The sequence below is a fragment of the Variovorax sp. YR634 genome (genome assembly GCF_900106655.1).
In the GTDB taxonomy this organism is placed as follows: Bacteria; Pseudomonadota; Gammaproteobacteria; order Burkholderiales; family Burkholderiaceae_C; genus Variovorax.
Genome location: NZ_FNOL01000005.1, coordinates 11,884 through 34,217 on the forward strand (window position 1 = coordinate 11,884; position 22,334 = coordinate 34,217).

Consider the following 22,334-nt stretch of genomic DNA (forward strand, 5'->3'; position numbering starts at 1 on the left):
GGCACACATCTAGCGCGCGGGAACGAGCCTTGCCCTGCTATTGAGGCCCTATCCGAGCGGGGTTCGCAGGACCAGAAGCTGGAGGAGGAGGATCAGCCCATAAATTGACGTGCCGAAGCCTAAGAAGCAGAGGAACTGCATCAATCCGATGACCGCTGGTGGCAAGGCGCGCACCCAACGTATATCCATTCGCTGTCCAACGCATTGATCGCAACGAACGGTCAGGAGTGCAGGGAGCGGCTTGTTGACATTCATAACCTCGATCCGCAGTTCTTCTTTCGGGGCGAACGAATCGAACTTGATGATGTATCGGCGGCTGTTGTCGATGCTCTCTTCAAAGGCTCTGATCGGCCACATGTTGAGCAGATCGGGCTTCCAGTTGAAGACCACTTCCACTTTTTTTGCCGGTTCGCGCCCGAGGTTCATTAGACGAACAGATGCGGTGAAAACGTTTGTCACTGGCTGTTGCGCAGGTTGAGCCTGAGCCTGCGGCGTCTGTGCCGGCGTGGGCACTGGCTGCGCAAGTGCTGGTTGAGCAGGCACTTGCTGAGGAGGCGCTGGCGGAGCAGATTGGGTCTGAACTGGTTGCGCAGGCGTCGGCTGTGGCTGCTGGAAGGCACTTGATTGCTGCCCCTGCTCTTGCGAGGGGTCCGCGACCAAGAAAGTAAATTCGTTCGGCACCGACCACACGAGTCTGACTTTCGCCTTCATGCCAACGTTGAGAAACCAGGTCAAGAGGGGCACGAACAGCGCAACAAGCTCTTTACCGTATGCAGCGATGAAATTCGACATCTAGATTTCCCAATGTGATTGGGGCAATTGTTACATTGAGATCCATGACCGAACAGCGCACTCGACCGGGAGAAATCAGCACGCAAAGCGCCGACTATCTGACGACCGACCTCTTCAATAGACTCCGTTTCCTCTTGGCCTGTGGGATGGCCCGTAGGGGAAAGACGAACTCGCGAAGTTTCCCGTTAGAAGAATCGCAAACGGTTAGAAGTCGGCGTGGAAAGAAAAATGCCTGCAATAACGTAAGTCATTGCAGGCATTCACTTTTTTGGTCGGGGCGAAAGGATTCGAACCTTCGACCCTCTGGTCCCAAACCAGATGCGCTACCAGGCTGCGCTACACCCCGACAAGCCTTCTATTCTAGCCCGGATATTGGCCGATCCCCGAAGTTTCTCAGTCAGCGTTTCTCGTACTGCGTCTTGCCGAAGAGAATCTCGCGTTCTTTATCGCCGGTGATCGGCTTGCGCAGGTCAGCCAGCACCTTCACGCCGCGCTGCACGGCTGGACGCGCTGCGATGCCATCGAACCATTCCTTCAGGTGCGGGAAGTCGGTGAGGGTGATGCCCTGGTTTTCCCAACTGCGCAGCCACGGGAAGATGGCAATGTCGGCAATCGAATAGCTCTTGCCCGCGATGAACTTGTTCTTCGACAACTGCTTGTCGATCACGCCGTAGAGGCGCTTGGCCTCGTTGCTGTAGCGGTCGATCGCATAGGCGACCTTCTCGGGCGCGTACAGGCGGAAGTGGTGCGCCTGGCCGAGCATCGGGCCGACGCCCCCCATCTGGAACATGAGCCACTGCAGCACGTCGTAGCGTTCACGGTCGCCGGTAGGCAGAAACTTGCCGGTCTTGCCCGCGAGGTAGACGAGGATGGCGCCCGATTCGAAGAGCGAGATCGGCTTGCCGTCCGGACCGTCGGGGTCGGTGATGGCGGGGATCTTGTTGTTCGGGCTGATCTGCAGGAAGTCGGGCGCAAACTGGTCACCCTTGCCGATGTTCACGGGGTGCGCATGGTAGGGCAGGCCGCACTCCTCAAGCATGATGTGAATCTTGTGGCCGTTCGGCGTGGGCCACGAATAGACCTCGATGGGCGATGCAGGCATGTTGTCTGGCACTCCGGTGGATTTGATGCGAGCCCGGCAGCTTATACGTGCGAGTTCAAACGCGTGCAGGCGCGGGAATTCATTCGCAATCTGCCAGACGGGATCTCAGCCGACCTGTTTCTCGTGCGCGTTGCACCACATCCAGTCTTCGCCGGGTTCGAGCGACTGGATGACGGGGTGGCCTTCAGCGTGCGAATGCCTTGTTGCGTGACGGTTCTTCGACGAATCGCAGCAGCCCACATGGCCGCAGTGCACGCACAGGCGAAGGTGGACCCAGGTGTCGCCGGTCTTCAGGCAGTCTTCGCAGCCGCGTTGGCCGTGCTGGATATGAGGCTGCGCGATCTCGGCGGGCATGTGGTCGCAGGGTTTGATGGGCAACGTCGGGCTCCTTTGTCTTGACGATGGATTGATTGGGGGCGCGCTTCAGGCGACGGCCGAGGCCTGCGACAGGTGCTGGTGAATCAGCGCGACCGCGGCCGCGCCCTCACCGATGGCGCCGCCCACACGCTTGACCGAGCCCGAGCGCACGTCGCCTACGGCGAACACGCCCGATACGCTCGATTCGAGCGCCGTGGACGGCCGCGCCGGAAAGCCGCTGCTGGCGGCGGCACCTGTCAGCACGAAGCCGTGCTTGTCGACCGCCACGCCGCAGCCGTCGAGCCACGAAGTCTCAGGCTCTGCGCCGACGAACAGGAAGATGTTGCGTGCCGCGCAGTCATGTTCGTTGCCCGAGGTGTGACAACGCCATGTCGCGCCAGTGAGGCCTTCGTCGGAGCCGCCATGCAGGCGTACGAGCTCGGTGTGCGGCTGCAGCGAGATGTTCGGCGTGGCCTCGATGCGGTCGATCAGGTAGCGCGACATGCTGGCCGCCAGCGACGGCCCGCGCACCAGCACGTTGACCTTGGCCGCGTGGCGCGACAGGAACACCGCAGCTTGGCCGGCCGAGTTGCCGCCGCCGACCAGCGCCACTTCTTGCTGAGAGCAGATCTTTGCCTCGATGGCCGAGGCCCAGTACCAGACGCCGCGGCCTTCGAATTCGGCGAGGCGAGGAACATCGGGGCGGCGGTAGCGTGCGCCGCTGGCGATGACCACCGTGCGCGCATGGATCGTGCGGCCGTCGGCCAGCGCAATGGCAAGGCTTTCAAGCGGGTTGTCGCGCGAGCAGTCGAGCGACACGACCTTGGCCGGAATCAGCATCTCGACACCGAACTTCTGCGCCTGCACGAACGCGCGCCCCGCCAGCGCCTGCCCCGAGATACCGGTGGGAAAGCCCAGGTAGTTCTCGATGCGCGCGCTGGCGCCGGCCTGGCCGCCGAAGGCGCGGCAGTCGAGCACGATCACGCGCAGGCCTTCCGAGGCCGCGTAAACAGCGGTCGCCAGGCCGGCCGGCCCGGCGCCGACAACGGCCACGTCGAACAACTCGTTGCGCTCGGCGGTGTCGACCATGCCGAGGCAGCGCGCCAGCGCCTCGTCGGCCGGGTTGACCAGCACCGAGCCGTCAGGGCACACGGCCAGCAGTTTGCTGGCGCCGTACTGCGCGAGCAGCGCGGCCGCGTCGGGGTCTTCGGCGGCGTCGACCAGGTGATATGGATAGCCGTTGCGGCGAAGGAAGTTTTCCAGCCGTGCCATGTCGGGCGACTGCGGCTGGCCGATCAGCACCGGGCCGCTGGCGCCGGACTCGATCAGCGCCACACGCCGCAGGATCAGCGCGCGGGTGATGCGCTCGCCCAAGTCGGCTTCGGCCACCAGCAGCGCACGCAGTTGCGCGGGCGATACGAGCAGCGCTTCGACGTCTTCGTCGGCATGGCCGTCGACCAGGGCAGGGCGGCCGCTCAGCTGGCCGACTTCGGCCAGGAATTCACCTGGCCCTTGCCGCACGATCGGCACTACATGACCAAGGCCGTCGCGTTGCGTGACGGCGACAACGCCTTTCAGCAGCACGAACATGCCGGGGCCGGTTTCGCCTGCTGTAAATAGTCTGGTGCCGCGTGCGAATTGCTGAACACTGCCAAAGCGTGCAATGCGCGCAATCTCAGTGTCACTGAGCACGGGGAAAGTCTGGTGAAGGCGGCTGCTGTCGGTGCCGGTTGCGTTGGTGGTGGCCATAGGTGGAGCTCCATTTCGCGAATCCACCGCATTAGACGACGAAGCGGCGCCAAGCGGTTTGCAGGCGTTTCACAGGCGGCTTTGGGCTGTAACAACGTCACGTGCCTGCAATGTTCCTGACATGCCCGCTTCATCGCAGGTGCGGAGACTCCCTCGGCAGAAAGGGTTCCCCATGAAAGAACTGCCCAACCCGACGTTTCCGCTTTCGCAGATCGGGCTGCGCGCGGCCTTGTGGCCCGCTCCTGCAACCGGTGTGTCTACCGTTGTTGCTGCTGCCCGCACATCGGTGCCCCAGGCGCCCGCTGTCATCCTGCCGCCGGCCGTCGAGTCCAAGCAAGGCATCACCGTGGGCTGGGCCCGCCACCTTGACGACGTGCGCGCTGCCCAACGCCTTCGCTACGACGTGTTCGTCGGCGAAATGGGCGCCCGGGTTTCGTCGCCGCTGGCCGGCCACGACATCGACCTGTTCGACGACTTCTGCGAACACCTGCTGGTGCGCGACGAACTGACCCGGCAGGTCATCGGCACCTATCGCGTGCTCACACCCGCCCAGGCCCGCCGCGTCGGTAGCACCTACAGCGATACTGAATTCGACCTCACCCGCCTGCGCGACCTGCGCGAGCGTATGGTCGAGCTGGGCCGCAGCTGCGTGCATCCCGACCACCGCCAGGGCGGCGTGATCCTCGCACTCTGGGGCGCGCTGGCTGGCTTCATGCACCGCAACAAACTGGACACGATGATTGGTTGCGCGAGCATTCCGATGTCACACAACGGTGTCACGAACGGTGACGCCGCGGCCAGCATCTGGCGCCAGGTGTCGGCCAAGCACATGGCACCGATCCAGTATCAGGTGCAGCCCCGCCTGCCGTTGCCGGTCGAGCGGCTCGACAGCACGCTCGACGTGGAGCCGCCGGCGCTCATCAAGGGCTACCTGCGCCTGGGTGCGAAGGTGCTCGGCGCGCCCGCCTGGGATCCGGATTTCAACGCCGCCGACCTGCCGATGCTGATGCGCATCGACGATCTGCCGGCGCGCTACCGCAAGCACTTCCTGGGCGCATGAAGCCAGCGGCCGACCGGCCCGAAACTGGGCCGCCCGCTTCTTCGCTTGGCGCTGCCAGCCAGCATGCAGTTGGTTCAGAGGCGTCACGGGATAGTCATGGAACTGTCACAAGAGGGGCTGACACTGTCATATTTCAGCCTACGTGTTCTCCTGTGCCGCTTGCTCCAGAATCAGTGCCCATGTCACCCGCCTCCGCAGATCCGTCGCTTGACGTTGCGGCACCCACGTTCACATTGCTGGACCGCGACCACAGCATTCTTTCGTTCAACGAGCGTGTGCTCGACTGGGCGCATCGCAAAGAGGTGCCGCTGATCGAGCGGCTGCGCTATCTGTGCATCGTTTCGTCGAACCTCGATGAATTCTTCGAGGTCCGCGCCGCGCCGCACCTGATCGCGGGCAGCGCTGGGGACCACAAGGGCACTTACACGGTCGAGTCGTTCGAACGGCTGGCCGAGGCGGCTCACAAGCTCGTGGCGCGCCAGTACGCGCTGTACAACGACGAGCTGATGCCGACGTTCGCGACGCACGGCATCCACATCATTTCGCATGGCGAGCGCAACCCGGCGCAGCGCAAGTGGGTCAGCGAGTATTTCGAGCGCGAAGTGCGCCCGTTGCTGATTCCGGTCGGCCTCGACCCGGCGCACCCGTTCCCGCAGGTGGCCAACAAGTCGCTCAACTTCATCGTGAGGCTGGGTGGCAAGGATGCTTTCGGGCGCGAAAACCCGATCCAGATCGTCAAGCTGCCGCGAGTTCTGCCACGCCTGATCAAGATGCCGGCCAAGGTGTCGGATGGCAAGACGCTGTTCGTGGCACTGTCTAGCGTGGTGCGCGCGCATCTCGCGAGCATGTTCCCCGGGCGCGAGGTGGGCGATTTCTCGCAGTTCCGCGTTACCCGGCATTCCGACCTTGCGGTGGACGAGGAAGACGTCAAGAATCTGCGCACCGCGTTGCGCCAGGGGCTGCAGCACAGGCACTATGGCCAGGCCGTGCGGCTGGAAGTGTCGGCGAGCTGCGCCGAGTCTCTCGCGAGTTTCCTGCTGGCGCAGTTCAACCTGCCGCCCGAGGCGCTGTATCGCGTGCATGGCCCGGTCAACCTGGCCCGGCTCACGCAACTGGCCGACCTGCTCGACGAGCCGCAACTGCGCTTTCCGCCGTATCCGGCTTCCTACCCCGTTGCGCTGTCGCCCGGGCAGTCGTTCTTCGAGCGGCTGCAGCGCGGCGATGTGCTGATTCACCAGCCCTTCGAAAGCTTCGAGGGCGTGCTGGCCTTCCTGCGCGAAGCGGTGCTCGACCCGCAGGTGCTGGCGATCAAGCAGACCATCTACCGCACGGGCGCCGATTCGGAAATGATGGATCTGCTGCGCGAAGCCGTTCGTCGCGGCAAGGAAGTCACGGTAGTGGTGGAGCTGAAGGCGCGCTTCGACGAAGAGGCCAACATCAACTGGGCTGAAATGCTCGAATCGATCGGCGCGCAGGTGGTGTACGGCGTGGTCGGCCTGAAGACCCACGCCAAGATGCTGCTGGTGACGCGGCGCGAGGGCAAGCAATTGCGCCGCTACGGCCATCTGTCCACGGGCAACTACAACCCGCGCACTGCCAGGCTCTACACCGACATCAGCCACCTCACGGCCGATCCGATGCTGACGGCCGACATGGAAGCCGTGTTCGTGCATCTGGCGAGCCAGAGCCGCTTGCCCAAGCTCAACCGCATGTGGCTGGCGCCGTTCGACCTGCACAAGAACATCGTGGCGCAGATCGATGCGCTGGGCCTGGCCGCAGCGGCCGGCCAGTCGACGCGCATCGTCGCCAAGATGAACGCGCTGACCGACGACGAGATCATCGCCTCGCTGGTCCGTGCGGGGCAGAAGGGCGTGAAGATCGATCTGATCGTGCGCGGCGCATGCACGCTGCCCGCGCAGGTGCCGGGGCTCACCGACAACATCCGCGTGCGCTCGGTGATCGGTCGCTTCCTGGAGCATTCGCGGGTCTTCTATTTCCGCAATGGCGAGGATGAATCGCTGTACCTGTCGAGCGCCGACTGGATGAACCGGAACATGATGCGGCGCATCGAGCTGGCGTGGCCCGTAACGGACCCGGGACTGCGCCAGCGGCTGATCGACGAGTGCCTGGTGGCCTACCTGCACGACGGGCGCGACGCCTGGGATCTGGGCGCGGACGGCATCTACACGCGCGTCGATCACGATACGCATTCGGGCGAAGCTGGCGCATCGCCCGTCGTCGAGGCCCACGGTGCGCAGGCCGCGCTCATGAACCGCTACGCATCCAGAGGGCATCTCAGAGATGCATCTAGCAACTGAAGATCGAAAGACGATGACCATGGACTTGATCTTCTGGCGTCACGCCGAAGCCGAGGACTGGACCGAGGGTTGCGACGACATGCAGCGCTCCCTCACCGCACGCGGCGAAAAGCAGGCCAAGCGGATGGCCACTTGGCTGGACCGTCAGTTGCCGGATGGCACGCGCATCATCTGCAGCCCCGCGCGGCGCTGCGAACAGACTGCGCTGGCGTTGGGTCGCAAATACAAGCTGCGTTCAGAACTCGCGCCCGACACAACGGCAGAGGCGCTGCTTGGTGCAGCTGGCTGGCCCAACGGCAAGTCGGTGGTGCTGATGATCGGCCACCAGCCATCGGTGGGGCAGGCTATCTCCCTGCTGCTGGGCCTCAAGCAGGACAGCTGCCCGGTGCGCAAGGGTGCGCTGTGGTGGATTCGCACGCGCGAGCGCGACGGCGACGTGCAGACCGTCGTTGTGACGGTGCAGTCGCCGGAACTGCTCTAACTAACTAATGGGGCGGCTGGCTCAGCAGCCGCTGAGCTCGACGCGCCAACTGCTGATCTTCTGCCAGGCCAGCACTTCTTCGCGCAGGAGGTGCGCCGATTGCGGAAACGCCTCGGCCCAGTCCGGGGCACAAACAATGGTGAAGGCCCGTGCGCCCAGCGCCGCGAGGTGCAGCGCCTGCGGATCAGGGTCGCGGCGCGCGTGGCACAGAATCACCGCGAGCCGAAGTGACAGCAACTGCATCACGAAGGTCTCATCGTCCAGCGATGCTTCGAGCTTGCGCAGCTTGCCGCGCTGGCCCAGCACCAACTGGCCGAGCGCGTGCATCTCGTTCACCGCAAAGCCGGGCGCGTCGGTGTTGTCGAGGATGTAGGCGCCGTGCTTGTGATAGTCGCTATGTGAGATCAGCGTGCCGATCTCGTGCAACTGCGCCGCCCAGCCCAGCTTGCGCAGGGCCCGGCCAGCCCGGCTTGATGTACTGCCGCCGCGCGCGGCGGGGGAGAGCTGCACGAACAGCGCAGCGGCCGTTTCGCCCACGCGCTTGGCCTGTGCCGTGTCGACGGTGAAGCGATTGGCCAGCCGCGCCACCGTGGCGGTGCGCATGTCGGCCACGCTTTCGTCGCGTTCCAGCAATTCATAGAGCACGCCGTGGCGCAGGGCGCCCTGGGCGACTTTCATTTCCTGGATGCCGAGCAGGTCGAACACCGCACGTAGCACGCTCACACCGCCGCCGATGACGGCCTTGCGGTCTTCCCGCATGCCGTCGATGCGCAGCTTGTCGGCGCTGCCGGCCTTGAGCAGGCGGTCGAGCAGCCAGTCGAGGCCTTCGCGCGTGACGAGGCCGGGCTCGCCACCCGCCGCGGCCAGCACGTCGCCGACGGCGCCGATGGTGCCGGACGCGCCGTAGGCCACGTCCCACTGGTCGCGGGTGTAAGTGGCGAGGGCGTCGTCGAGCACGGCCTTGGCAGCCACTTCGGCCGCGCGAAAGGCGCTGGCGGTAAACAGGCCTTCGCCAAAGTGCTTCATCGACCAGGCGACGCTGCCGACCCGGTACGACTCCATGCGGTCGGCCTCGAGGGCGTGGCCGATGATCATTTCGGTTGAGCGCCCACCGATGTCGACCACCAGCCGGCGCTCGCTGTCGGAGGCGTCGGTGTGCGGCAGCATGTGCGCCACGCCCTGATATATGAGGCGGGCCTCTTCCCGGCCCGGGATCACGTCGATGCCGAAGCCCAGAATGGTGCGTGCGCGCAACAGGAATTCTTCGCGGTTGCGCGCTTCGCGCAGCGTTTGCGTGGCCACGGCCCGAACCTGCGAACGCTTGAAGCCGGCCAGGCGTTCGCCGAAACGCGCGAGCGCGTCCCAGCCTCGCTGCATTGCCTCGGCCGTGAGGTTGCGCGCGCTGTCCAGGCCGTTGCCCTGGCGAACCGTCTCCTTGAGATATTCGGTGCGGTGGATCTGGCCGTGGTCGACCTGTCCGATTTCGAGCCTGAAGCTGTTCGAGCCCAGGTCGACTGCTGCGAGGCGGGTGCCGTTTTGCATGTGGTTCTGAAGAAGAAGGCGGTGTCTTTGTGTTTGATCGTAGCGCCGTGACAGGGCGCGCCACCTCTCGGATCGCGCAATGGCGAGGTTTGGAAGGCTAGGCGCGGTGCATGACGGTTATGTGACAGCGTCACACGAACCACCGGGGGAATAAAGGCATTTTCCCTCGACAGAGGGGTGTCACACCGATGTCACACAAGCTTTCTAGAGTCCGTCCAAGCCCGAAAAAGGGACTACTTCTTACTTCTAAAGGAAGCTTCATGAAAACGACGTTCAAATTTGCAACAGCCGGCCTGGTGGCTGCGGTGTTCTCCATTCCCGCCTTCGCACAAGACGTGACCGGCGCTGGCGCCAGCTTCCCGGCACCGCTGTACGCCAAGTGGGCCTCTGACTTCAACAAGGCCACCGGCGTCAAGATCAACTACCAGTCGGTCGGCTCGGGCGCCGGCATCAAGCAGATCGAAGCCAAGACCGTCGACTTCGGCGCTTCGGACGCTCCCCTGAAGGACGACGAACTGCAGGCCAAGGGCCTGATGCAGTTCCCCACCGTCATCGGTGGCGTGATCCCCGTGGTCAACATCCAGGGCATCAAGCCCGGCGAGCTGAAGCTCAACGGCCAGGTTCTGGGCGACATCTACCTCGGCAAGATCACCAAGTGGAACGACCCCGCCATCAAGGCGCTGAACGGTTCGCTGGCTCTGCCTGACGCCGCCATCGCCCCGGTTCGCCGTGCCGACGGTTCGGGCACCAGCTTCCTGTTCACCAACTACCTGAGCAAGGTCAACGCCGAGTGGAAGACCAAGGTCGGCGAAGGCACGGCCGTGAACTGGCCCACCGGCGCGGGTGGCAAGGGCAATGAAGGCGTCGCCGCTTTCGTGAACCGCCTGCCCAACTCGATCGGCTACGTCGAGTACGCCTACGTGAAGCAGAACAAGATGACGTACGCCCAGCTGCAGAACGCCGCCGGCACCTTCGTGTCGCCCGACGACTCGGCATTCAAGGCCGCCGCCGCTGGTGCTGAATGGAGCAAGAGCTTCTACCAGGTGCTGACCAACCAGGCCGGCAAGGACGCATGGCCCATCACCGGCGCCACCTTCATCCTGATGCACAAGGTGCAGGACAAGCCCGCCAACGCGACCACCGTGCTCAAGTTCTTCGACTGGGCCTACAAGAGCGGCGACAAGACGGCCGACGATCTCGACTACGTGCCGATGCCTGACGCCGTGAAGGCCACCATCGCCAAGGCATGGGGTGATGTGAAGGATGCGTCGGGCAAGGCCGTCGCGTTCAAGTAACTCTACCCATCAGTCCAGGACGGCGCGCCCATGAGCAATTCCTCGCTCCAGGACGCGCCGCTTTCGTCTTTGCCGGAGCGACCCGTGTCATCCACCTTTCCCGCCGCCACCACCTCTCTCGACCTCGCGGCCGAGCGCGGTCGTGCTACTGCACCCCCGCCGCCCGTGAAGGCTCCGCGCTCCGGCCCGATGGCTGACCGGCTGTTCGGCTGGGCCGCCAAGGGCGCCGCGCTGCTGACGCTCGCGATGCTCATCGGCATCCTGTTGTCGCTGGTCGTCGGCGCCTGGCCCGCCATTTCGAAGTACGGCCTCGGCTTTCTCACGAGCAGCGTGTGGGATCCGGTCAAGGAGGAGTACGGCGGCCTGGTCATGATCTACGGCACGCTGGCCACTTCGATCATCGCGCTGGTGATCGCGGTGCCGGTGAGCTTCGGTATTGCGCTCTTCCTGACGGAACTCTCGCCCAACTGGCTCAAGCGCCCGCTGGGCACGGCCATTGAATTGCTGGCAGCGGTGCCTTCCATCGTCTACGGCATGTGGGGCCTGCTGGTGTTCGGCCCGATCCTTTCCACCTGGGTGCAGCAGCCGCTGCAGAAGCTGCTCAGCGGCGTGCCGTACCTCGGTGCGCTGGTGTCCGGCCCACCAGTGGGTATCGGTATCCTGTCGGCCGGCATCATCCTCGCGATCATGATCATTCCGTTCATCGCTTCGGTGATGCGCGACGTGTTCGAAGTGACGCCGCCGCTGCTGAAAGAGTCGGCCTACGGCCTCGGCTCCACCACCTGGGAAGTCGTTTCCAAGGTCGTGCTGCCTTACACCAAGGCCGGCGTGATCGGCGGCATCATGCTCGGCCTCGGCCGGGCGCTGGGTGAAACGATGGCGGTCACGTTCGTGATCGGCAACATGAACCAGCTCAACTCCCTTTCCGTGTTCGAGGCTGCCAACAGCATCACCTCGGCACTCGCCAACGAATTCGCCGAAGCCGGCGCGGGCCTGCATCAGGCCGCGCTGATGTACCTCGGCCTCGTGCTGTTCTTCATCACCTTCGTCGTGCTGTCGCTCTCCAAGATGCTGCTGGCCAAGATGAAGAAGAGCGAAGGAACCAAATCGTGAGCACCGCCCAGAATCTTCTCGCGGCCAAGGCATTGGCCGAAACGCGCCAGGCCAAGTTTGCCTCGCGCAACCGCGTCAACAAGATCGCGCTCACGCTGTCGCTCGCCGCGATGGCCTTCGGCGTGTTCTGGCTGGTCTGGATCCTTTGGGAAACGTTGCGTCAGGGCGTGGGCGGCCTCGCCCTCGCCACCTTCACCGAAATGACGCCGCCGCCAAACGAGGCGGGCGGTATCGCGAATGCGATCTTCGGCTCGTTCGTGATGGTGATGCTGGCCACCTGCGTGGGTACGCCCATCGGCATCATGGCCGGCATCTATCTGGCCGAATACAACCCCAAGGGCTGGCTCGCCTCGGTCACGCGCTTCGTCAACGACATCCTGTTGTCGGCGCCGTCGATCGTGATCGGCCTGTTCGTGTATGCCGTGGTGGTGGCCTATTTCAAGACCTTCTCGGGTCTGGCCGGTGCGATTGCACTGGCGCTGATCGTGATTCCGGTCGTGATCCGCACCACCGAGAACATGCTGCAGCTGGTGCCGCCTGGCCTGCGCGAAGCGGCCTACGCGCTCGGCACGCCGAAGTGGAAGGTCATCCTCAGCATCACGCTGCGCGCTGCCCGCGCCGGCGTGGTCACCGGTGTGCTGCTGGCCGTGGCTCGCATCGCCGGCGAGACCGCGCCGCTGCTCTTCACCGCGCTGAACAATCAGTTCTGGACCGCTGACGTGAGCCAGCCAATGGCCAGCCTGCCGGTCACGATCTTCAAGTTCGCGATGAGCCCGTACGAGAACTGGCAACAGCTGGCATGGGCCGGCGTGTTCCTGATCACCATCGCCGTGCTCGCCCTCAACATCCTGGCGCGGGTCCTGACGCGCAACAAACACTGAACCCATCAGAAGAAGACAACATGCCAAATACCGTTGCACAACCGTCGCGCTCGAAGATCTCGGTCAAGGACCTGAATTTCTACTACGGCAAGTTCCACGCGCTCAAGGGCATCAACCTCGAGATTCCCGAGAACAAGGTCACGGCCTTCATCGGCCCGTCGGGCTGCGGCAAGTCGACCCTGCTGCGCACCTTCAACCGCATGTTCGAGCTTTATCCGGAGCAGCGCGCCGAAGGCACCATCGCCCTCGATGGCGAGAACCTGCTCACCTCGAAGCAAGACGTGGCACTGATTCGCGCCAAGGTCGGCATGGTGTTCCAGAAGCCCACGCCGTTCCCGATGTCGATCTACGACAACATCGCCTTTGGCGTGAAGCTGTTCGAGAACCTCTCGGCCAGTGAAATGGACGACCGCGTTGAATGGGCCCTGAAGAAGGCCGCGCTGTGGACCGAAGTGCGCGACAAGCTGCAGCAAAGCGGCTCGGGCCTCTCCGGCGGCCAGCAGCAGCGCCTGTGCATTGCGCGCGGCATCGCGATCAAGCCCGAAGTGCTGCTGCTCGACGAACCCTGCTCGGCGCTCGACCCGATCTCGACCGCGAAGATCGAGGAGCTGATCGCCGAACTCAAGAATGAGTACACGGTGGTCATCGTGACGCATAACATGCAGCAGGCCGCCCGCTGCAGCGACTACACCGCCTACATGTACCTCGGCGATCTGATCGAGTTCGGCGCCACCGAGCAGATGTTCTTCAAGCCGCAGCGCAAGGAGACCGAGGACTACATCACCGGCCGCTTCGGTTGAAGTCAAAGGAGACAACATGACCGAGAAACACCTTTCCAGCCAGTTCGACAGCGAACTCAACGGCGTCTCGTCGCGCGTGATGGAGCTCGGCGGTATGGTCGAGTCGCAGATTCACCAGGCCGTGTACGCGCTGCTGCAGTTCGACGTCGAAGCGGCCGACCGCGTGATGGAGACCGAGCAGCGCGTCAACGCGATGGAAATCGACATCGACCGCGAGCTGTCTTCGATCATTGCGCGCCGCCAGCCCACGGCACGCGACCTGCGCCTGCTGATCGCCATCAGCAAGACCACCGCCAACCTCGAGCGCGTGGGTGACGAGGCCAACAAGATTGCGCGCATGGTCAAGTCGATCATCGAGAGCGGTTCGGCCCGGCAATTGCCCACGACCGAGCTGCGTATCGCGGCCGACCTGGCCTCGGGCCTGCTGCGCAAGGCGCTCGACGCATTCGCGCGGCTCGACACCTCCGCAGCGTTGTCCATCCTCAAGGACGACGACCTGATCGACAAGGAGTTTGACGGTTTCGTGCGCAAGCTGGTCACCTACATGATGGAAGACCCGCGCACGATCTCCGCCAGCCTGGACCTGCTGTTCCTGGCGAAGGCCATCGAACGCATTGGCGACCACGCCAAGAACATCGCCGAATTCATCATCTACATCGTCAAGGGCGCCGATGTGCGGCACACTTCGATGCAGGAAATCGAGTCCGCGCTGCAGTAACAACAGCGGCAAGACTCCCAAGAAAGCATGAAGAAACCCCGTGTCCTTATCGTCGAAGACGAGTCCTCGATCGCCGAGCTGATCGCCGTCAACCTGCGCCACAACGGCTTCGAGCCGATCTGGTCGGAAGATGGTGCTGCGGCCCAGCGTGAGATCGACGCCTTCCTGCCGGATCTGATCCTGCTCGACTGGATGCTGCCCGGCCAAAGTGGCCTGCAGCTCGCGCGCCAGTGGCGCAAGGACCCGCGCACCAAGGCCATCCCGATCCTGATGCTGACCGCGCGCGGCGACGAACCCGACAAGGTCGCCGGCCTCGATGCTGGTGCCGACGACTACATCACCAAGCCGTTCTCGACCCAGGAAATGCTGGCCCGCATCCGTGCGGTGCTGCGCCGCCGGGCACCGGAAGTGGTCACGGAGCGCGTCGAGATCGGCGAGCTCGCACTCGACACCTCCACGCACCGCGTGACCTGGCAGGGCGGTGCCCTGAAGGTCGGGCCGACCGAGTTCAAGCTGCTGGCCTATCTGATGCAGCATGCCGAGCGTGTGCACAGCCGTGCTCAACTGCTCGACAAGGTCTGGGGCGACCACGTCTACATCGAAGAGCGCACGGTCGACGTGCACGTCAAGCGCCTGCGCGAATCGCTGGGTGCGGCTGCGCCGATGGTCGAAACCGTCCGCGGAGCGGGCTACCGCCTGACCGCCCAAGTCACGGTTTGACCGCCGTGGCACCCTTTGGCCGCGGGCGCGGATAATCGCCCGCCATGCCTTTCCGAATTGCTACATTTTTAATAGCGTCCCTCTTAATAGGAGCGGGCGCTATCGTCATTTTTGGATGGAAGTTCGGGTGGCTGGGCGCCTGGCTGGGTGCGGTACTCTGGCTGGGGCTCGATGCCTGGCGCGCCGAGCGGCTGATGCGGGTGTTGCGCAACGATGCCGCCGGCCTGCCGTCGCGCGGGTCCGGCGTGTGGGGTGAGTTGTCCGAGCGCATCCGCAAGCTGCTGCGCGACCGCGAGCAGCAGACCCGGCAGGCCGAAGACCGGCTGCAGGAATTCCTGGCCGCCATCCAGGCGTCGCCCAATGGCGTGGTGCTGCTCGACGAGCAGGGCCGCATCGAATGGTGCAACCAGACGGCGGCCAGCCAGTTCGGTATCGACGCGGAACGCGATCTGGCGCAGCACCTCGCCAACCTCGTGCGCGATCCCGCCTTCGTGGCCTACCTCGCGTCCTGGAACTACAGCCGCGACGTGGTCATCGACGCCTCCGGACTCGGCCATGGGCATCAGCGCGGTCATCCGGTGCGGTTGTCGGTGCAGGTGCATCCCTATGCCGGCAATCGCCGCATGCTGCTGACGCGTGACATCACGGCGCTGGAGCAGGCCGAGGCGATGCGGCGCGATTTCGTGGCCAACGTGTCGCATGAAATCCGCACGCCGCTGACGGTACTTGCGGGTTTCGTCGAGACACTGCAGAACCTGCCGCTCGATGCGGAGGAGCGCACGCGCTATCTGTCGCTGATGGGGCAGCAATCGCACCGCATGGAGACGCTGGTGAACGACCTGCTGACGCTGTCGCGGCTGGAGGGCAGCGCGGCACCTTCGGGCAACCAGTGGATCCGCACTCGTGCGTTGCTCGCACAGTGCGAAGACGAGGGGCGAGGGCTGTCGGGGCGTCTGACGCCACAGGGGCATCGACTGTCGTTCACGGTCGACGCGGAGTCTGAGCTGTCGGGCGCGCCAACCGAGCTGCAGAGCGCGATGTCGAACCTGCTGAGCAACGCCATCCGCTACACGCCCGGCGGCGGCGAGGTGGCCGTGAGCTGGCGGACACTGCCCGACGGGCGCGGCGAATACGCCGTGAAGGACACCGGCCCCGGCATCGCCGCCGAGCACATTCCGCGGCTGACCGAGCGCTTCTACCGCATCGACCGCAGCCGCTCGCGCGAGACTGGCGGCACGGGACTGGGACTGGCGATCGTCAAGCACATCGCCCAGCGGCACGGTGCCGAACTGCGTATCGAAAGCACGGTGGGCAAGGGCTCCCGCTTTGCTCTGTTGTTTCCGGCAGCGCGCGTGCGGGAAGCGCGCGTGCTGGCCAAGTAGACGCGGCTTATCTTGCGCGCTGGCGCATCGTCCAACGCAGCAGTGCGCCGAACAGAAGGGCCGTCAGGGCCAGCGCGGCGGCGCTCATGATCCAGAACGCCAGCGGCGACTGCATGGCTGCCCAGGGGCCCAGACCGTGGTACGCGAGCAGATAGCTTCCGCCAAGGCCCAGTCCCCACAGCATCGCGCAATAGATCACCAGCGGTGCCAGCGTGACCCGGTAGCACCGCAGCACGAACACGCAGAAGGTCTGCACAGCATCCGCGAGGTGATACACCGCCACGGCCAGCAGCAGTGCGCCGGCCATCGCGATCACGGCCGGGTTGTCGGAATACACGTTGGCGAGCTCGTAGCGCAGCACGGCCATGGCAGTGGCATAGAACAGTGCGCACAGCGCCGTCAGTTCGAAGCCCAGCCGGCAAGCATGGCGAGCCTTGGCTGAGTCCCCGGCGCCGAGCCAGAAGCTTACGCGCGCGCTGGTCGCGATGGCCAGCGACAGTGGGGTCATGTAGGCCACGGCCAGCAGGTTCGACGCGATCTGGTGCGCCGCCGCAGCTGCGGTGCCGAGGCGTGCGATGAACAAGGCCATCAGCGTGAACGAGGTCACTTCGACCAGTACCGCCAGGCCGCCTGGCACGCCGAGCCGCGCGAACTTGCGGATCTGCTGCCAGTCGGGCGCCTCGAGGCGCTTCCAGAGCCCATAGTCGCGGTAGAACGGACGGTTGCGCAGCAGCCAGATGGCGCAGCCGAGCATCGCCCAGTTCACGCACAGCGTGGCCCAGCCGCAGCCCACGAGGCCCATGGCCGGCAGGCCCGCGCCGCCGAAAGTGAACCAGATCGACAAGGGCAGCTTCACGACCAGCGAGCCCAACTGCAGCCACGTCACGAGCTGAGGCCTGCCCAGGCTCTGGTTGAGCGTGCTGAACAGGCGGAAGAGCAGAGCCGGCGCCAGCGCAAAGGCCAGCACCGCGAGATAGGCTTCGACTTCGCCGCGCATTTCCGGCGGCACCTGGGTCCATCGCAGGGCTGCGCCCGGTAGCAGCAGGATCGTCATGCCGACCACAACGGCAATCGCGGCGAGGTATAGCGATTGCCGCACCGAGCGGCCCACCTCACTGCCGCGGCCGCCGCCATGTAGTTCGGCCCAGACCGGCAGCAGAGCTTGCAGCACGCCCATCAGCGAGACATACACGCTGACGAAGATGGCGGCGCCGACCGAGAGGGCGGCCAGCGCGTGCTCGGAGTAGCGGCCCGCGATGATGGTGTCGGTCACGCCGAAGGCCATCACGGCCAGCTGGCCCACGAGCACCGTGCCCGCGTGCCGCGCGATCAGAGCCCGTTCGCTCCTCACTACGGCGTGATCTTCTGGTAGAGCAAGAGGTCGTCGGCCGCGCTGCTGGGGCGGCGCAGCGTGCCGGCAAAGCGCCACTGGTCGAAGGGAATGATGGTGTGCAGGCGCTCGATGGTTTCGGGGCTTGCGAGCAGCCACGGGCAGTCAGTGCCCAGCAGCAGCGGCTGCACGTTGAAGTTGCCGTGGTGGCGCAGCGCCGCAATGTGCGGACGGCTCAGCGCGAGCTCGGCGATGCAACGCGGCTGCCCGACGCGTTCAGCCACGGCGCGCACTTGCGGGGCGAAGCTGCGTGCGTAGTCGATGGGCGGAAGCCACAACGTCATCAGCAGCATCCAGCACAGCGCCGTGCCGCCGGCTGGCAGCACCAGAGTCTTCCAGAGCGCAGCGCGGTGCCGCCCCGTGCGCCAGCGCACCAGCCAGCACCAGGCGATGGTTGCAGCCACGGCGAGCGCCACGGCAATGGGAGAGAGCTCGGGCACGAAGCCGGGCACCAGTCGCGTGACGCTGGCAGCCGGCTTGGGTGGAACGCCAGTCTGCATGGCGATCCAGTAGATCCAGCCCAGCACGGCGAGGCCGCTGAAGAACAGCACGTTGAACCAGTCGATCAGCGCCGCGGCGCTGCGCCGGAAGGTGGGCAGGGCGAATGCGGCGAGCGTGGCGAAGGCGGGCAGCGCCAGCAGCAGCGAACGGTCGGAGTAGTCGGTGGTCCAGGTGGCGGCCAGCGGCACCAGCGCGAACCAGAAGGGCAGTGCGACGTGGCGCGACGTGAGCTGGCGTCGCCAGCGCCACAGCGTCCAGATGGCGAGCGGCCAGACCGGCCAGGTGAACCACAGCAGCAGCTTTGCCTGGCTGCGCACGTCGCCGATCAGCGAACCGCCGACCACGGTGATCTTCCATGTCGGCAGCTTCAGGCTGAACACGAGCACCGCCGCCAGCACCGTGATGCCGATCATCGTGAGGAGTGCACCTCGTGTGTAGCCGGGGCCGTTGTCTTCGTTGTTGTCGGCGTTTTCGCGTTCGGACTGCGCGGCAAGCCGGCGTTCGTACGCGATGTACAGCGCGCTGCCGATGGCCAGCGCGAGCCCGACGGTGGGCGCGCCGCTCAGCGTAATGCCGATGGAGCCCACGGTCAGCGCGATGACCGGGCCGGTGCGGCGGTAGGGCAGTGCGGCCACGCCATAGAACAGGTGCGAGGCGAAGAACAGCTGCGCCAGTGCGGGCGTGGTCTCGTGGCCGAGCTGGGCCAGGCCGAGGCAGGCGATCAGCGCCAGCAGGCCGCCGTCGGCGATGGCGCGTGCGTAGTCGGTCGGCCGGGCCTCGCCGCCGAAGGCAAAAGCCACGGGCTGGGCGCGCGCCGTGCGGGCCAGGTAGTACACGGCGTACCAGGTGGCGGTGAAGGCGCCCCAGAGCAGGAACGCGAACGCAACGCGCACGGCCAGGTCGGGGTTCAGCCACGACGGGGCGATCTTGATGGCCAGGGCGCCGATCCAGTACGGGATCAAGGCGGGGGTTTCGGGGCGCAGGCCCAGCAGCATGGGATCAAACCAGCGTGCGATGCCTTCGGTGCTGCGAGCCAGTTCGGACATGTAGCCGAAGGCCGTGATGTCGGCGCTCTTCCAGGGGCCCCGGCCAACCAGGCCCGGCAGCAGGTAGGCCGCGCACAGCAGAAGCAATGCGATGCGCGGCAGCCGGCGCACGGCGCTCTGGGCAACGATCGCGGGAGTGGGCAGGTTCAAGTGGCGGAAAAAGGCAGGATTCAGAAAGAAAAAGGGCAGCGCGGTAAACCGGGCTGCCCTCGACGCAAAAGCGCGTGCCTTACTTCGAAGCAGCGCCGGTGGTCTTGCCGAAGCGGTTGCGGAACTTCTCGACGCGGCCGCCCATGTTGTCGACCGACTTCTGCGTGCCGGTGTAGAACGGGTGCGATTCGCTCGTGGTGTCGAGCTTGAACAGCGGCAGTTCGCGACCGTCGTCGGTCTTGCCCATTTCCTTGGTGTTCGCGCACGAACGGGTCACGAACTTGAAGCCGTTCGACATGTCGACGAACAGAACTTCGCGGTAATTCGGGTGGATGCCTTCTTTTGCCATGGTCTTTCCTTTTGCGCTGTTGGAATCAATGCGCGGTCGATGCGAGAGCCACGTGCCGGACGAAGCTGCCCAGCCGCACTTTTCGCGGAGCCCATGATTATCGCATACTGCCCCATTTCCGAGCAAACCGGGCCTCCCCCCATGACCTCTGCGCTTCTTCGTGTCGGCCTCGTTGGCTATGGTTTTGCCGGCCAGACCTTCCACGCGCCAGTGCTTTCGGCCGTTCCGGGGCTCGAATTGGCGGCTGTGGCTAGTTCGCAGCCGCACAGGGTGCACGCCGACTGGCCCGGTGTTGCCGTGGTGCCGGACGTAGCGGCGCTCGTGGCCCGCTCCGACATCGACCTGGTTGTGGTGGCCACGCCCAACGCCCAGCACTATCCGGTCGCCAGAGCAGCGCTGGAGGTCGGCAAGCACGTGGTAGTGGACAAGCCTTTCACGCTCGATGTGGCCGAGGCGAGGGCGCTTGAATTGTTGTCTAAGCGCAACAATCGTGTCCTGGCGGTCTACCAGAACCGGCGTTTCGATGCCGATTTCCTGACCCTCAAGGATGTTCTGGCGTCCGGTGAGCTGGGCCGCCCGGTGTACCTGGAGTCGCATTTCGACCGCTTCCGGCCCGAGGTGAAGGAGCGCTGGCGCGAGCAGGCCGTGCCGGGTTCGGGCCTTTGGGTGGACCTTGGTGCTCATCTGGTCGACCAGGTGGTGCAACTGTTCGGCCGGCCTGACACGGTTCAGCTCGATACTGCGGTCCTGCGCGATGGCGCCGTGGTCGAGGACTACTTTCACGCCGTGCTGCGGTACGACGGTGGGCTGCACGCGCCGCTGCGCGTGGTGCTGCATTCGACGACGTTGGCAGCGCATGCGGCACCGCGCTACATCGTCCACGGCACGCGCGGCAGCTACGTCAAGCACGGCGTCGATACGCAGGAAGATGCGCTGCGCGCCGGGCAGCGGCCGCCGTCCGAAGGGTGGGGCGCAGATCCGCTCGATGGCGAACTTACGCTGGCGGGCCCTGCCGGGACTTTCACCAGGAGCAGCGTTCCCACGCGGCCCGGCAATTACGTGAACTACTACGCCGCTGTGCGCGACGCCATCCTGGGCCGTGGCCCTAACCCCGTGCCGCCCGAGCAGGCCGTCGCATTGATGGAGTTGCTCGACCTCGGCCGCCAGAGCGCCCTCGAAGGCCGCGCCCTGCATGCAGGGCGCCCATGAAAAAAGCGCGTTGACCCGTTAGGGCCAACGCGCTTTTGCGGGAGAGCGTGATGCTCAGCCGCCGCGACGCATCATGTCGAAGAACTCGACATTGGTCTTGGTCGCCTTCATGTTCTTGAGCATCAGCTCCATCGACTCGATCTCGTCCATGTTGTACATGAGCTGACGCAGGATGCGGGTCTTCTGCAGGATCTCGGGAGCCAGCAGCAGTTCTTCGCGGCGCGTGCCGCTGCGGTTGAGCTGGATCGAGGGGAACACGCGCTTTTCGTACAGGCGGCGGTCGAGGTGGATTTCGGAGTTGCCGGTGCCCTTGAACTCTTCGAAGATCACTTCGTCCATGCGGCTGCCGGTATCGATCAGCGCGGTGCCGATGATGGTCAGCGAGCCGCCTTCTTCCACGTTCCGCGCGGCGCCCAGGAAGCGCTTGGGGCGCTGCAGCGCGTTGGAATCGACACCGCCCGTCAGCACCTTGCCCGACGAGGGCACGACGTTGTTGTAGGCGCGGGCCAGGCGGGTGATCGAGTCGAGCAGGATCACCACGTCCTTCTTGAGTTCGACCAGGCGCTTGGCGCGCTCGATCACCATTTCGGCGACGTGCACGTGGCGCGCTGCGGGCTCGTCGAAGGTCGAAGCAATGACTTCACCCTTCACCGTGCGCTGCATTTCGGTCACTTCTTCAGGGCGCTCGTCGACGAGCAGCACCATCATGTGAACGTCGGGGTAGTTGGCGCTGATCGCGTGGGCGATGTGCTGCATCATCACCGTCTTGCCGCTCTTGGGCGGCGCCACGAGCAGGGCGCGCTGGCCTTTGCCGATGGGGGCGATGATGTCGATGATGCGGCCCGTGATGTTCTCTTCGCCCTTGACGCCGTCGCGTTCCAGCTTCATCTGCTCCTTGGGGAACAGCGGCGTCAGGTTTTCGAACATCACCTTGTGCTTGTTCTGCTCCGGCGGACCGTCGTTGACCTTGTCGAGCTTGGTCAGTGCGAAGTAGCGCTCGCCATCCTTGGGCGTGCGCACTTCGCCTTCGATCATGTCGCCGGTGTGCAGGTTGAAGCGACGCACCTGGCTGGGCGAGATGTAGATGTCGTCCGTGCTGGCCGTGAAGCTGGTGTCGGGGCTGCGCAGGAAGCCGAAGCCGTCGGGCAGTATTTCGAGCACACCGTCGGCGAAGACCTGCTCGCCGGCTTTTGCGCGCTTCTTGATGATCGCGAACATCAGCTCCTGCTTGCGCATGCGGCCGACGTTTTCGATCTCAAGCGCTTCAGCCTGCTTGAGGACTTCAGACACGTGGAGTGCCTTGAGTTCGTTTAAGTGCATGGAATGACCCCTCGCGGGGCAATCGAACGGAAAACGGGGGGAGGTTGGGTGTGAAGCGA

20 protein-coding genes and 1 tRNA gene are annotated in these 22,334 nt (G+C 64.9%); 11 read left to right on the top strand and 10 right to left on the bottom strand.

Annotated features, from left to right (window positions below; genetic code table 11):
* Nucleotides 1–48: 48 nt before the first annotated feature.
* The 5 genes from BLV60_RS34055 to BLV60_RS11030 all read right to left on the bottom strand — a co-directional run bounded on the left by BLV60_RS34055 (nt 49) and on the right by BLV60_RS11030 (nt 4,000).
* Nucleotides 49–792 (bottom strand): hypothetical protein, encoded by a 744-nt coding sequence (locus tag BLV60_RS34055; protein WP_143042579.1) that lies wholly within the window; start codon nt 790–792, stop codon nt 49–51.
* A 269-nt stretch (nt 793–1,061) separates the two neighbouring features.
* Nucleotides 1,062–1,138: transfer RNA gene (locus BLV60_RS11015), tRNA-Pro, on the bottom strand.
* Nucleotides 1,139–1,189: 51 nt separating this feature from the next.
* Complete coding sequence (locus tag BLV60_RS11020; protein WP_093054305.1) at nt 1,190–1,894, bottom strand: glutathione binding-like protein; 705 nt, start codon at nt 1,892–1,894, stop codon at nt 1,190–1,192.
* A gap of 105 nt (nt 1,895–1,999) precedes the next feature.
* Nucleotides 2,000–2,272, bottom strand: a complete 273-nt coding sequence (locus tag BLV60_RS11025) for a UBP-type zinc finger domain-containing protein (protein ID WP_371127363.1) — start codon at nt 2,270–2,272, stop codon at nt 2,000–2,002.
* 45 nt (nt 2,273–2,317) lie between these two features.
* Nucleotides 2,318–4,000, bottom strand: a complete 1,683-nt coding sequence (locus tag BLV60_RS11030) for an FAD-dependent oxidoreductase (protein WP_093054306.1) — start codon at nt 3,998–4,000, stop codon at nt 2,318–2,320.
* 172 nt (nt 4,001–4,172) lie between these two features.
* On the opposite strand from BLV60_RS11030, the gene BLV60_RS11035 reads away from it, so the two are divergent.
* Genes BLV60_RS11035 through BLV60_RS11045 form a run of 3 tightly spaced genes read left to right on the top strand, consistent with a single transcriptional unit; the run spans nt 4,173 to nt 7,859 of the window.
* A complete protein-coding gene (locus BLV60_RS11035) occupies nt 4,173–5,060 on the top strand; it encodes a GNAT family N-acetyltransferase (protein WP_093054307.1) in 888 nt (295 codons plus the stop codon).
* The gene (gene ppk1, locus BLV60_RS11040; RefSeq protein WP_093054309.1) at nt 5,057–7,378 is read left to right on the top strand and encodes a polyphosphate kinase 1; all 2,322 of its coding nucleotides are present in this window, start codon (nt 5,057–5,059) and stop codon (nt 7,376–7,378) included. Before BLV60_RS11035 ends, ppk1 begins: the two co-directional genes overlap by 4 nt.
* 19 nt (nt 7,379–7,397) lie before the next feature.
* Nucleotides 7,398–7,859, top strand: coding sequence for a SixA phosphatase family protein (locus BLV60_RS11045; RefSeq protein WP_176928784.1), 462 nt, complete (start codon nt 7,398–7,400; stop codon nt 7,857–7,859).
* 21 nt (nt 7,860–7,880) lie between these two features.
* Here BLV60_RS11045 and BLV60_RS11050 read toward each other — a convergent pair whose 3' ends face one another.
* The gene (locus BLV60_RS11050) at nt 7,881–9,401 is read right to left on the bottom strand and encodes a Ppx/GppA phosphatase family protein (protein ID WP_093054313.1); all 1,521 of its coding nucleotides are present in this window, start codon (nt 9,399–9,401) and stop codon (nt 7,881–7,883) included.
* Between the two features lie 260 nt (nt 9,402–9,661).
* Between BLV60_RS11050 and pstS the strand changes: the two genes are divergently transcribed.
* The 7 genes from pstS to phoR are packed head-to-tail and all read left to right on the top strand — an operon-like array spanning nt 9,662 to nt 16,310.
* Nucleotides 9,662–10,696: a phosphate ABC transporter substrate-binding protein PstS gene (pstS, locus tag BLV60_RS11055; RefSeq protein ID WP_093054315.1), complete on the top strand. Its 1,035-nt coding sequence runs from the start codon at nt 9,662–9,664 to the stop codon at nt 10,694–10,696.
* A 30-nt stretch (nt 10,697–10,726) separates the two neighbouring features.
* A complete protein-coding gene (gene pstC / locus BLV60_RS11060) occupies nt 10,727–11,809 on the top strand; it encodes a phosphate ABC transporter permease subunit PstC (RefSeq protein WP_093054317.1) in 1,083 nt (360 codons plus the stop codon).
* Nucleotides 11,806–12,690, top strand: coding sequence for a phosphate ABC transporter permease PstA (gene pstA, locus BLV60_RS11065; protein ID WP_093054319.1), 885 nt, complete (start codon nt 11,806–11,808; stop codon nt 12,688–12,690). The genes pstC and pstA overlap by 4 nt, the downstream gene beginning before the upstream one ends.
* Before the next feature lie 20 nt (nt 12,691–12,710).
* The gene (gene pstB, locus BLV60_RS11070; RefSeq protein ID WP_021007056.1) at nt 12,711–13,490 is read left to right on the top strand and encodes a phosphate ABC transporter ATP-binding protein PstB; all 780 of its coding nucleotides are present in this window, start codon (nt 12,711–12,713) and stop codon (nt 13,488–13,490) included.
* 16 nt (nt 13,491–13,506) lie between these two features.
* A complete protein-coding gene (gene phoU / locus BLV60_RS11075; protein WP_093054321.1) occupies nt 13,507–14,208 on the top strand; it encodes a phosphate signaling complex protein PhoU in 702 nt (233 codons plus the stop codon).
* Nucleotides 14,209–14,235: 27 nt separating this feature from the next.
* Nucleotides 14,236–14,928, top strand: a complete 693-nt coding sequence (gene phoB, locus BLV60_RS11080) for a phosphate regulon transcriptional regulator PhoB (protein ID WP_007836652.1) — start codon at nt 14,236–14,238, stop codon at nt 14,926–14,928.
* Between the two features lie 44 nt (nt 14,929–14,972).
* A complete protein-coding gene (phoR, locus tag BLV60_RS11085; RefSeq protein WP_176928775.1) occupies nt 14,973–16,310 on the top strand; it encodes a phosphate regulon sensor histidine kinase PhoR in 1,338 nt (445 codons plus the stop codon).
* Nucleotides 16,311–16,317: 7 nt separating this feature from the next.
* Here the strand turns inward: phoR and BLV60_RS11090 are convergent, their stop codons facing one another.
* The 3 genes from BLV60_RS11090 to BLV60_RS11100 all read right to left on the bottom strand — a co-directional run bounded on the left by BLV60_RS11090 (nt 16,318) and on the right by BLV60_RS11100 (nt 19,746).
* Nucleotides 16,318–17,661 carry an MATE family efflux transporter gene (locus BLV60_RS11090; protein WP_093054323.1) on the bottom strand — a complete coding sequence of 448 codons (1,344 nt, stop codon included), beginning with the start codon at nt 17,659–17,661 and terminating at the stop codon, nt 16,318–16,320.
* Nucleotides 17,661–19,397 (bottom strand): hypothetical protein, encoded by a 1,737-nt coding sequence (locus tag BLV60_RS11095; protein ID WP_093054325.1) that lies wholly within the window; start codon nt 19,395–19,397, stop codon nt 17,661–17,663. Before BLV60_RS11095 ends, BLV60_RS11090 begins: the two co-directional genes overlap by 1 nt.
* A 79-nt stretch (nt 19,398–19,476) precedes the next feature.
* Nucleotides 19,477–19,746, bottom strand: coding sequence for a type B 50S ribosomal protein L31 (locus BLV60_RS11100; RefSeq protein ID WP_019653042.1), 270 nt, complete (start codon nt 19,744–19,746; stop codon nt 19,477–19,479).
* A gap of 141 nt (nt 19,747–19,887) precedes the next feature.
* On the opposite strand from BLV60_RS11100, the gene BLV60_RS11105 reads away from it, so the two are divergent.
* Nucleotides 19,888–20,955, top strand: coding sequence for an oxidoreductase (locus BLV60_RS11105; RefSeq protein WP_093054327.1), 1,068 nt, complete (start codon nt 19,888–19,890; stop codon nt 20,953–20,955).
* Nucleotides 20,956–21,009: 54 nt separating this feature from the next.
* Here the strand turns inward: BLV60_RS11105 and rho are convergent, their stop codons facing one another.
* Entirely contained in the window at nt 21,010–22,275 is a 1,266-nt protein-coding gene (gene rho, locus BLV60_RS11110; RefSeq protein ID WP_013540932.1) for a transcription termination factor Rho, read from the bottom strand.
* Nucleotides 22,276–22,334: the final 59 nt, after the last annotated feature.

Coding starts and splice junctions, on each gene's coding strand:
- BLV60_RS11100 (WP_019653042.1), bottom strand. CDS start 19,746: ATGGCAAAAGAAGGCATCCACCCGAATTACCGCGAAGTTCTGTTCGTC.
- phoB (WP_007836652.1), top strand. CDS start 14,236: ATGAAGAAACCCCGTGTCCTTATCGTCGAAGACGAGTCCTCGATCGCC.
- BLV60_RS11035 (WP_093054307.1), top strand. CDS start 4,173: ATGAAAGAACTGCCCAACCCGACGTTTCCGCTTTCGCAGATCGGGCTG.
- BLV60_RS11050 (WP_093054313.1), bottom strand. CDS start 9,401: ATGCAAAACGGCACCCGCCTCGCAGCAGTCGACCTGGGCTCGAACAGC.
- pstS (WP_093054315.1), top strand. CDS start 9,662: ATGAAAACGACGTTCAAATTTGCAACAGCCGGCCTGGTGGCTGCGGTG.
- BLV60_RS11045 (WP_176928784.1), top strand. CDS start 7,398: ATGGACTTGATCTTCTGGCGTCACGCCGAAGCCGAGGACTGGACCGAG.
- BLV60_RS11030 (WP_093054306.1), bottom strand. CDS start 4,000: ATGGCCACCACCAACGCAACCGGCACCGACAGCAGCCGCCTTCACCAG.
- phoR (WP_176928775.1), top strand. CDS start 14,973: ATGCCTTTCCGAATTGCTACATTTTTAATAGCGTCCCTCTTAATAGGA.
- pstC (WP_093054317.1), top strand. CDS start 10,727: ATGAGCAATTCCTCGCTCCAGGACGCGCCGCTTTCGTCTTTGCCGGAG.
- BLV60_RS11105 (WP_093054327.1), top strand. CDS start 19,888: ATGACCTCTGCGCTTCTTCGTGTCGGCCTCGTTGGCTATGGTTTTGCC.
- pstB (WP_021007056.1), top strand. CDS start 12,711: ATGCCAAATACCGTTGCACAACCGTCGCGCTCGAAGATCTCGGTCAAG.
- BLV60_RS34055 (WP_143042579.1), bottom strand. CDS start 792: ATGTCGAATTTCATCGCTGCATACGGTAAAGAGCTTGTTGCGCTGTTC.
- ppk1 (WP_093054309.1), top strand. CDS start 5,057: ATGAAGCCAGCGGCCGACCGGCCCGAAACTGGGCCGCCCGCTTCTTCG.
- rho (WP_013540932.1), bottom strand. CDS start 22,275: ATGCACTTAAACGAACTCAAGGCACTCCACGTGTCTGAAGTCCTCAAG.
- BLV60_RS11020 (WP_093054305.1), bottom strand. CDS start 1,894: ATGCCTGCATCGCCCATCGAGGTCTATTCGTGGCCCACGCCGAACGGC.
- phoU (WP_093054321.1), top strand. CDS start 13,507: ATGACCGAGAAACACCTTTCCAGCCAGTTCGACAGCGAACTCAACGGC.